Source organism: Gordonia sp. i37, from assembly GCF_002043085.1.
Lineage (GTDB): Bacteria > Actinomycetota > Actinomycetes > Mycobacteriales > Mycobacteriaceae > Gordonia > Gordonia polyisoprenivorans.
On sequence record NZ_MVPX01000207.1, the window covers coordinates 1 to 9,585 of the forward strand.

Annotated in this window: 9 protein-coding genes; 7 read left to right on the top strand and 2 right to left on the bottom strand. The window is 69.0% G+C overall.

Annotated elements, in window-relative coordinates; genetic code table 11:
- On the top strand, window positions 1-656 hold a 656-nt coding region (locus tag B1964_RS09520; protein WP_139765684.1), incomplete at its 5' end, for an MFS transporter.
- A 25-nt stretch (window positions 657-681) separates the two neighbouring features.
- Here B1964_RS09520 and B1964_RS09525 read toward each other — a convergent pair.
- Together B1964_RS09525 and B1964_RS09530 are read right to left on the bottom strand one after the other, a co-directional pair.
- The gene (locus B1964_RS09525) at window positions 682-1,437 is read right to left on the bottom strand and encodes an alpha/beta hydrolase (RefSeq protein ID WP_079929603.1); all 756 of its coding nucleotides are present in this window, start codon (window positions 1,435-1,437) and stop codon (window positions 682-684) included.
- A 209-nt stretch (window positions 1,438-1,646) separates the two neighbouring features.
- A complete protein-coding gene (locus B1964_RS09530) occupies window positions 1,647-2,114 on the bottom strand; it encodes an OsmC family protein (protein WP_079929604.1) in 468 nt (155 codons plus the stop codon).
- A 125-nt stretch (window positions 2,115-2,239) separates the two neighbouring features.
- On the opposite strand from B1964_RS09530, the gene alaS reads away from it, so the two are divergent.
- From alaS to B1964_RS09560, 6 genes are all read left to right on the top strand, one after another.
- A complete protein-coding gene (alaS, locus tag B1964_RS09535) occupies window positions 2,240-4,945 on the top strand; it encodes an alanine--tRNA ligase (RefSeq protein ID WP_079929605.1) in 2,706 nt (901 codons plus the stop codon).
- Window positions 4,945-5,400: a Holliday junction resolvase RuvX gene (gene ruvX, locus B1964_RS09540; RefSeq protein WP_079929606.1), complete on the top strand. Its 456-nt coding sequence runs from the start codon at window positions 4,945-4,947 to the stop codon at window positions 5,398-5,400. Before alaS ends, ruvX begins: the two co-directional genes overlap by 1 nt.
- 685 nt (window positions 5,401-6,085) lie before the next feature.
- Complete coding sequence (mltG, locus tag B1964_RS09545; protein ID WP_006370241.1) at window positions 6,086-7,462, top strand: endolytic transglycosylase MltG; 1,377 nt, start codon at window positions 6,086-6,088, stop codon at window positions 7,460-7,462.
- Window positions 7,453-8,376: a shikimate dehydrogenase gene (locus B1964_RS09550; protein WP_020171430.1), complete on the top strand. Its 924-nt coding sequence runs from the start codon at window positions 7,453-7,455 to the stop codon at window positions 8,374-8,376. Before mltG ends, B1964_RS09550 begins: the two co-directional genes overlap by 10 nt.
- A gap of 90 nt (window positions 8,377-8,466) precedes the next feature.
- On the top strand, window positions 8,467-8,853 hold the full coding sequence (locus B1964_RS09555) for an A24 family peptidase (protein ID WP_006370243.1): 387 nt from the start codon (window positions 8,467-8,469) through the stop codon (window positions 8,851-8,853).
- A gap of 70 nt (window positions 8,854-8,923) precedes the next feature.
- The coding region (locus tag B1964_RS09560) for a chorismate synthase (RefSeq protein ID WP_139765685.1) at window positions 8,924-9,585 on the top strand (662 nt) is incomplete at its 3' end.

The following is a 9,585-nucleotide window of genomic DNA, read 5'->3' on the forward strand; positions in this document are numbered from 1 at the left end:
AGTGGACCTCGGCGCGGCGCGGTGTGGAGCCGATGGTGCCCCCGGCGGTGTTCGCCACCCGGTCGTTCACCGCCGGACTCGCGGCATTCGCCGCCTTCATGGTGCCGACCGGCGGGTTCTTCCTGGTCCAGTCGCTCTACGTGCAATCTGCATTGGGTTTCTCGGTGCTGCGCACCGGCCTGATGTGGCTGCCGTTCTCGGTGACGGTGTTCGTCGCCGCAGGCCTGTCGGCGACAGTCCTGGCACCCCGGTTCGGGGCATCGGTGCTGCGATGCGGCGCACTGGTCTTCGCCGTCGGCGTGGTCACGATGATGCTCGCGGCACGCACTGACGACCCCTACTGGTGGTTGGCGCTGACCCTGGTCCTGGCCGGGGCCGGTTTCGGGCTCGTGGTCGGGTCGGCAGGCCTGCTGGTGCTCGACGAGGTTCCGGTTCACCGCGCGGGTGCCGCGTCGGGGGTCCTCAACACCGTGCAGGCGTTGTCGGTCGCGGTGGGTGCCGCGGCGATCGGGACGATCTTCACCTCCGCGACGTCGGTGGGCGCCGGATACCGGGCGTCGATGACCGCGATGGTGGCGTTGCTTGTTTTCGGCGCGGTCGTGTCGCTCGCGATGCCCGGGCGGCGTGCGGCCGCTGTCACTGGTCAGAGTCGGTGAGGGGAGAGGTGTTGTGGGTCCCCCCTCACCCGGCGTCAGAGCCGAGGTGGCGGACGAAGAATCGGGCGGCCTCCTCACCCGCGAATTGCGGGACGCCTGTGTGGCCACCCATGTTGGCGCAGAGCGTCTTCTCGGTGGATCCGAAGGCGTCGAAGAGATCGAGAGCCATCCGCCGGTCGTTGCTCTCGTCATCCCACTGGAGAAGAACGTGCAGCGGGGCGGTGACGAGGCGTGCCTCTTCCATTGTCACCGACGGCACGTAGCTACCTGCGAAAAGCCCGGCTGCCGCAATACGTGGGTCGACGGCGGCCAGGCGGGTACCAACGGCGATCACGCCGCCCGAGAGCCCGACCTTGTCACCGATCTCCAGTCGCCCGAGGATCTCGTCGAGAGTGATCCGGCACTCCGGCACCGCCTGCTCAAGGAGGGGGAGCACCAGCCGATCGATGAGGTCTGCCCCGGGCCGTTCGCCGGCGGCGATCGCGCGGCGCAGGTCTGCTCGAACGTCGTCGGCACCGGGCAGCGGGGTGCGATCGCCGGCACCGGGCGGCTCGATCGTGACAGCGGCGAAGCCGTCCGCGGCCGCACAACGGGCCCGTGCCGCCAGCCGGGGATACATGTGTCGGGTCCCGATACTGCCGGGTTGTCCGAGGACGATCAGTGGGACCGGAGTGGACCCGGAAGCCGCCGGCGGTGTCCACAGGATTCCGGTGAAGTCGCCGAGGGTGAACTCCCGCTCGGCGATACCGTCATCGAGAACTCGTTCAGAAGTGAAATGCATGGCCGTGCCTTTCGGAGCGTGCACAGGTGCGGCGCCCCGGGCGACCTATCGTCCGACCGTGACTCCTCCGAGGAGCACCGACGACAATTGATTCACAGGTGGCACCTCCTCGGGACGTTGCACGGAAACCTGACCATAGCCGGTCTATCGTGCTGCCGTCCAACCTATTTGATCGCTTCGCCAAGGGCGGCGCAGTCGGTGATCAGCGATCAGCCGACGGTAACGGTGGCGTGGTGGCCGATCGGGAAGTTGACCGAGTTCGCGATGAAACACCACTCGTGGGCGTCGTGGTGGGCGTCGTGGGCGTCGGCGACCATCGACTCGTCGGCAACCGTGACCGTCGGGCGCAGCGTCGCCGAGGTGAAATGTCCGCCGTTGCCCTCCTGCGCCATGACGGCACTCGCCTCGTCGGTGTAGCCGGTGACGACGACGCCGCGGGTCACACACGCGTGCAGATACGACAGCAGGTGACACTGCGAGATCGCGATGAGCAGCAGATCCTCGGGATTGTGGTGCGTCGCATCGCCGCGAAACGCCGGATCCGCCGAACCGATCACATCGGGTTTACCGTCGACGCCGATGCGGACGGTGCGGTCGTAGTCGCGGTACCCGGACGTCCCGGTGCCGCGGTCGCCAATCCACGTGGTGGTGACGCGATAGTGGTGTTCGCCGGACATGGGCCGAGTATGCCCGCGCCGGTGACGGCCGCGATACCCGACGCGGTCGGAGAGCGTGGGGCCCGCCGACGGTAGGCTGGTAAGCCGCAGATACGCTCATCGCCGATCTTTCGAGGACTCACCCAGTGCAGACGCATGACATCAGGAAGCGATTCCTGGATCACTTCATCAAGGCCGGGCACACCGAGGTGCCCAGCGCCTCGCTGATCCTCGACGACCCGAACCTGCTGTTCGTCAACGCCGGCATGGTGCCGTTCAAGCCGTACTTCCTCGGCGAGCAGACCCCGCCGTTCGACCGCGCCACCAGCGTGCAGAAGTGTGTGCGCACCCTCGACATCGACGAGGTCGGCATCACCACCCGTCACAACACCTTCTTCCAGATGGCGGGCAACTTCTCCTTCGGCGACTACTTCAAGCGCGAGGCGATCACCTTCGCGTGGACGCTGCTGACCAACAGCGTCGAGGACGGCGGATACGGCATTCCGCCCGAAAAGCTGTGGCCGACGGTCTATCTCGACGACGACGAGGCGGAGTCGATCTGGCGCGACGAGATCGGCGTGCCCGCCGAGCGCATCCAGCGACGCGGCATGAAGGACAACTACTGGTCGATGGGCGTCCCCGGTCCGTGCGGACCGTGTTCGGAGATCTTCTACGACCGCGGTCCGGCATACGGGATCGAAGGTGGGCCCGAGGCCGACGAGGACCGCTACATCGAGATCTGGAATCTCGTGTTCATGCAGAACGTGCGCGGCCCGGGTGGCGGTAAGGAGGGCTACGAGATCCTCGGCCCGCTGCCCAAGAAGAACATCGACACCGGTATGGGCATCGAGCGCGTCGCCTGCCTGCTGCAAGGTGTCGACAACGTCTACGAGACCGATCTGCTCAAACCGATCATCGACCTCGCCGCGAGCGTGACCGGACGCGCCTACGGCGCCGGTGACCACGAGGCCGACGTCCGATTCCGCGTGATCGCCGACCACACCCGCACCGCCGCGATGCTCATCGGCGACGGCGTGCTGCCCGGCAATGACGGCCGCGGCTACGTGCTGCGCCGGTTGCTGCGCCGCGTGGTGCGCTCGGCGCGACTGCTCGGCGCCGGGAGCGCAGCGAGCGGGCCGAATGTCGACGGCGCGGACGCCCCGACGATGGGGGCGTTCATCGGTGCCGCGATCGACCTGATGGCGCCGTCGTATCCGGAACTCGCCGACAAACGTGAGCACATCGTGAGTGTCGCGGTCGGCGAGGAAGCCTCGTTCGCCAAGACCCTCGCCGCCGGGTCGAAGTTGTTCGCCGATGCGGCCGCGGCCACCAAGGCGGCCAACAAGGGCACGCTCTCGGGCAGCGATGCATTCACCCTGCACGACACCTACGGCTTCCCGATCGATCTGACCCTCGAGATGGCCGCCGAGGCCGGGTTACAGGTCGACGAGGGCGGCTTCACCGAACTCATGGCCGAGCAGAAGCAGCGAGCCAAGGCCGACGCGAACGCCCGTAAGACCGGGCACGCCGACGCCGGGGTGTACCGGGAGTTCCTCGATCGCGGACCCACCGAGTTCACCGGCTACGGAGAGCTCGTGTCCGAGGCGCGCGTAGTGGGTCTGATCGCCGACGGCGTGCGGGTCCGCAGCGCCGGCGCCGGTCAGGAACTGACGGTGATCCTCGACCGCACCCCGTTGTACGCCGAGTCCGGTGGCCAGATGGCCGACACCGGCTCCATCACCACCGGTGCCGGCGCCCGGCTGACCGTCAAAGATGTTCAGCGGGTGGGCAAGTCGGTGTGGTTACACAGCGTCATCGTCGATGCCGGGGAGATCGCCGAAGGCGATGAGGTCCTCGCGAGCGTCGACACGAGCTGGCGCCACGGTGCCACGCAAGGACACTCCGGTACCCACATGGTGCACGCCGCGCTCCGTCAGGTGCTCGGACCCGGTGCGACACAGGCCGGTTCGCTGAACCGCCCCGGATACCTGCGCTTCGACTTCCATGCATCGGGACCGCTGTCGGCCGAGCAACGCACCCAGATCGAGGAGATCTCCAACGAGGCAGTCGAGGCCGATTACCGGGTCAACACCTTCGAGACCGGTCTCGCCGAGGCGAAGGCGATGGGCGCGCTCGCACTGTTCGGGGAGAACTACGGCGACGAGGTGCGTGTCGTCGAGATCGGCGGCCCGTTCTCGATGGAACTGTGCGGTGGCACCCACGTCTCGTCGTCGGCGCAGATCGGACCGGTCACGCTGATCGGCGAGTCCTCGGTCGGTTCGGGGGTGCGCCGCGTCGAGGCCTACGTCGGCATGGACTCATTCCGCCATCTGTCGAAGGAACGCGCCCTGATGGCGGGTCTCGCGTCGTCGCTGAAGGTGCCCTCCGACGAGGTTCCCGCGCGCGTCGAGCAACTCGTCACGCGATTGCGTGACGCCGAGAAGCAACTGGAGAAGATGCGCGCCGAGGCGGCACGGGCGTCGGCGGCCGCGTTGCTCGATCGGGCGATCACGGTCGGGTCGACGTTGCTCGTCTCGGGCACGCTGCCCGGGCTCGACGCCAACGGATTGCGTTCGGTGGCAGGCGATCTGCGCGGCCGGGTCTCCGATCGTGCCGCGGTGATCGCATTGTTCTCCCCGAGTGAGGACGCCGAGCAGACCAAGGTGCCGTTCGTCGTCGCCACCACCGAGGCCGCCCGCTCGGCCGGGCTCAAGGCCGGTGATGTGGTCAAGGAGATCGCACCCATCCTCGGCGGCCGCGGCGGCGGCAAACCCGATCTGGCACAGGGGTCGGGAACCGATCCGGCCGGCGTGGACCCGGCGATCCGACGGATCTCCGAGCTCCTGCACTGATGGCGGCTCCGGGGCACGACGACCAGCAGACGCGGCGGGGCCGGCGTCTGGGCATCGATGTCGGCAGCGTGCGGATCGGCGTCGCGGTGTGCGATCCCGACGGCATACTCGCCACCCCGGTCGAGACCGTGCGACGGGACACGTCCGGAGGGTCGGATGTGACGAGAATCGCCGAACTCGCCACCGAATACGAGGTCGTCGGTGTCGTGATCGGTTTGCCCAAGACGTTGCGCAACACCGACGGTGTTGCGGTGGCCGCCGCGCGGGAGTTCGGCGACGCCCTGACCACCGCGATTGCCCCGGTGCTCGTCGAGTACGTCGATGAACGGCTCACCACGGTGACCGCGGCGCAGGCGTTGCGGGCGAGTGGCCGGTCGGCGAAGGCATCGCGTTCGGTGATTGATCAGGCGGCTGCGGTCGCTATTCTGCAGGGATGGCTGGACGCGCGACGATGAGCTCGTTGGCGCCGTCGCTTCGTCCGCCGATCGGAGGGTCCGATCGGTTCAGGTCCAGTGTGAGGCGCGACGTGCGCACGTGTCGGGGGACGGGCGGGGTTCACGCCGCGCCGTCGAACCGGAACCAGGGAGGGTATCCGCGGTGAGCGACGAACGGCATCGGAATCGCCATCGGGAGCGAGCGGACCACCCCGCCGACGGCATGGACCCCGATCGGTTGCGGTATTTCACGCAGCCGGTGGATGGGCGACCCAACACCCGGCATCGCCGCCGCCGCACGGGACCGGCGGGCACCCCGTCGGGATCATGGCCGGCAGTGCCGGCGTCTTCGGATGATCGGGTGGCCCGACCCGGGAATGGTCCCCAGACAACGGCACCCCAGACAACGGCACCCCAGACAGCGGCACAGGCGCCCGCGCCGCAGTCCGCCGACGAGACGACCCCATCTGCGCCGCAGCCGACGCTGCGTTCACGCGCCCAGCGGTCCGCCCCCCGCACCGCTCCGATCCCCGCGCCGCGGCAGGCCGAATCACAGCGGACCGAACCACAGCGGGCCCGGCCACAGCGCGCGCAGCCGGAGCGCGCGCAGCCGGAGCGCATCGATCCCGACGCATCGTCAGCCCCCGCGACCACGAGCCGGTCGGCGGCCCGTGACCGGTCGGCAGATCGCCGGCGGGAGGCAGGTGTGGCACCGGGCGCGCTGGCCGCCCTGGCCGAACCGACGCTCGCCGTTCCCGAGGCCGACGCCGACCTCGCCGATCGAGACGACACCGGATCCCTTCGCACCGATGATCGCGTCGATCACGACCTGACCGCACCGCACGAACTGGTCGAACCGGCCGACGACACCGTCCTCGCACCCGTATCCGACGACTCCCACCCAGACCTCGATGACCATCCCGAACGTCGTCCGGCGGCGGTCGCCCGTCGGCGCCGACGCCGGATCGGCATGGCCGTGGTGGCCGTCGTGATGCTGGCGCTGGTCGCCGGGGTGGGGTACTGGGGAGCGGACAAGGCCGGGCTCTTCGACTCCCGAAAGGACTACACGAACGCCGCGGGTACCGCTGACGTGCTCGTGCACGTCCCGGCGAATGCGTCGATCAAACAGATCGGCGGCATTCTCGTCGACGACAACGTCGTCGGCAGCGTCCGCGCGTTCGTCGACGCCGCCGATGGAGCCTCGCTGTCCAGCGGCTACTACAAGTTGCGCACCCAGATCCCGGCGGCGGAGGCGGTGAAGTTGATCACCGACTCCGACTCGACCAACCGCGTCGGGCGCATCGTCGTACCTCCCGGCACCCCGCTGGACACCAAGCGCGACACCTCGGGACGCGTCACCCCGGGCATCTTCGCGATGATCGCCGACCAGACCGGCGTCGAGATCAACGGACAACGCCTCGGGGTGACCGAGCAGCAACTGTCCGACGCGGCCGCCAACGCGAGTATCACCGAGCTCGGTGTCCCGAGCTGGGCGCAGGAGTCGGTGACGGCACTCAACGGCGACCATCGCCGGATCGAGGGCCTGATCGCGCCCGGCACGTGGGAGGACATCGATCCGCACGACAACGCCACGCAGATACTCAACACCCTGATCACCAAGAGCGCCGCCATGTACGAGGGCTGGGGTCTGGTGAGCAACAACAAGTCCGGGCTCAGTCCCTATCAGACGTTGGTCGCCGCATCGTTGCTGCAGGGCGAGGTGCAACCCGACGACTACCCGAAGGTGGCGCGGGTCATCCTGAACCGGCTCGCCAAAGGCCAACGGCTGGAATTCGATTCGACCGCCAATTACACCGCCAGCGTCGTCGACCTGAACCTGCACGACGACGCGCTCAAGGCCGACACGCCGTGGAACACCTACGTGCGCAAGGGCCTTCCGCCGACACCGATCGGTGCGGTGGAAGAGCCGTCGGTCGAGGCGATGGAGCAGCCCGCCGACGGCGACTGGCTGTACTTCGTGACCGTCGACTCCAAGGGGACGACACTGTTCACCGACGACTTCGATCAGCATCGGCGCAACATCGCCACCGCATGCCAGAACAAATTCATCACGTGCCGGTGACCGGTCCGCTCGACGAGGCCGGCTCGGTGCTGGCGCGTCCGCCGCTGTGCGCCCCGGTGGGCGGGCGCACCGCCCGCCGAGCCACGGTGCTCGGCTCCCCGGTGTCGCATTCGAGATCGCCGGATCTGCACCTGGCCGCCTACCGTGCGCTGGGGTTGGAGGACTGGACCTACACGCGGCGGGAGTGCACCGCAGCGGATCTTCCGGGGGTCGTCGCCGCGGCGCCGGCCGAGCAGATCGGTTTCTCGGTCACGATGCCGAACAAACTCGCCGCGCTCGCCGTCGCCGACGAGCGCACCGAACGTGCGGTCCTGGTGGGTTCGGCGAACACACTGGTGCGGACCGTGACCGGTTGGCGAGCGGACTGCACCGACATCGACGGCATGACCGGTGCACTCGAACACCTCGGTGTCGCGGCAAACGTCGTCGGCGGTGACCTTCCCGATTCCGCGGTGCTCGTCGGGGCCGGCGGTACGGCGTTACCGTCCGTCGCGGCGCTCGCCGCGGTCGGGATCGGCGAACTCACCGTCGTCGCCCGCAGCGCGCAGCGCGCCGCCGACGTGCTCACTCTGGCGCGCGATCTCGGGATGTCGGTGCAGGTGGCCGATTTCGCGAGCACCGACGACCTGAGCCGGCGCTGCCGTGACGCCGCGGTCGCCGTCTCCACGGTCCCGGCGTCGGCGACCACACCGGTGATCGACGCCGTCTCGGGCTCCGCGCGTCTGGTCGACGTCATCTACGACCCGTGGCCCACCCCGCTGGCCACCGCGGTTCGGGCTGCGGGTGGTCGGGTGGCCGGTGGACTGGTGATGCTGCTGAACCAGGCGTTCAGCCAGGTCGAGCAATTCACTGGTCTGCCGGCACCGCGCACGGTGATGGCCGAGGTGTTCGCCGGAGCCGACGCGGCCTCCTGACGCACTCACAGAGACGGGACGGTCCACAGCCCGACGCCGGCGGGCCGTCCGGCGCCCGAGCCCACCGACGCCACCGACCACACTGGCGGCATGGTTGCGACGGCGCTGGTGGTGATGATCTGGCTCGCGGTGGTCGCCGAGAGCGACCGGCGCACCGCGCGCATCCCGAATCGATTGCTGTGGCCGGGCGTGCTCGCGGTGGTCGTCGGCGGGCTGACGGCCCCGCACGTGCTGATCGCGGCCCTGGCCGGGGCCGTTCCGTACCTGCTCGCCTTCACCCGCCGATGGTGCGGGGGAGCCGACGTCAAACTCGGATTCGTCCTCGGTGGCCTCCTCGCGCACCCGGTCGCGGCACTGCTGATGGTTGCGCTCGCCCAGGTGGGAGTCCTGATCGGACATCGGCGTGGCGGCCCGGTGCGACGCCCGCACGGCCCCACGCTGATCCTTGCCGCGGTCCTCGTCCTGGCGATCGGTTGAGGCTCGTGCGTCGGTCGTCGGCGCCGGCGGCCGGGCCTGGTCAAGGCTGTTCGCGGGCCGCGTGGCCCGCATGGAACAATGGATTCTTGTGTTGCGCTGGATAACAGCCGGAGAGTCGCATGGCCCGGCACTCGTGGCGATCGTCGAGGGTATGGTCGCCGGAGTTGAGATCACCTCGTCGGATATCGCCGAACAGTTGGCCCGTCGCCGTCTCGGATACGGACGAGGGGCCCGGATGAAGTTCGAGGCAGACAAGGTGACGGTGATCGGCGGTCTGCGCCACGGACTCTCGATGGGCGGTCCGATCGCGGTCGAGATCGGCAACACCGAGTGGCCCAAATGGGAGACGGTGATGTCGGCCGATCCGGTCGATGCCGCCGAACTCGACGGCAGCGCGCGCAATGCGCCACTCACCCGTCCGCGTCCCGGGCATGCCGACTACTCGGGGATGCTCAAGTACGGCTTCGACGATGCGCGCCCGGTGCTCGAGCGGGCCAGCGCCCGCGAAACCGCCGCGCGGGTCGCCGCGGGCACCGTCGCCCGCAACTTCCTGCGGCAGGTGCTCGGCGTTGACGTCGTCTCGCACGTGATCTCCATCGGGGCGAGCGAGCCCTACGACGGCCCGCCGCCCCGGATCGCCGACCTCGAGGCGATCGACGCAAGCCCGGTCCGTGCCTTCGACTCCGACGCCGAGGCGGCGATGATCGCCGAGATCGAGGCGGCCAAGAAGGA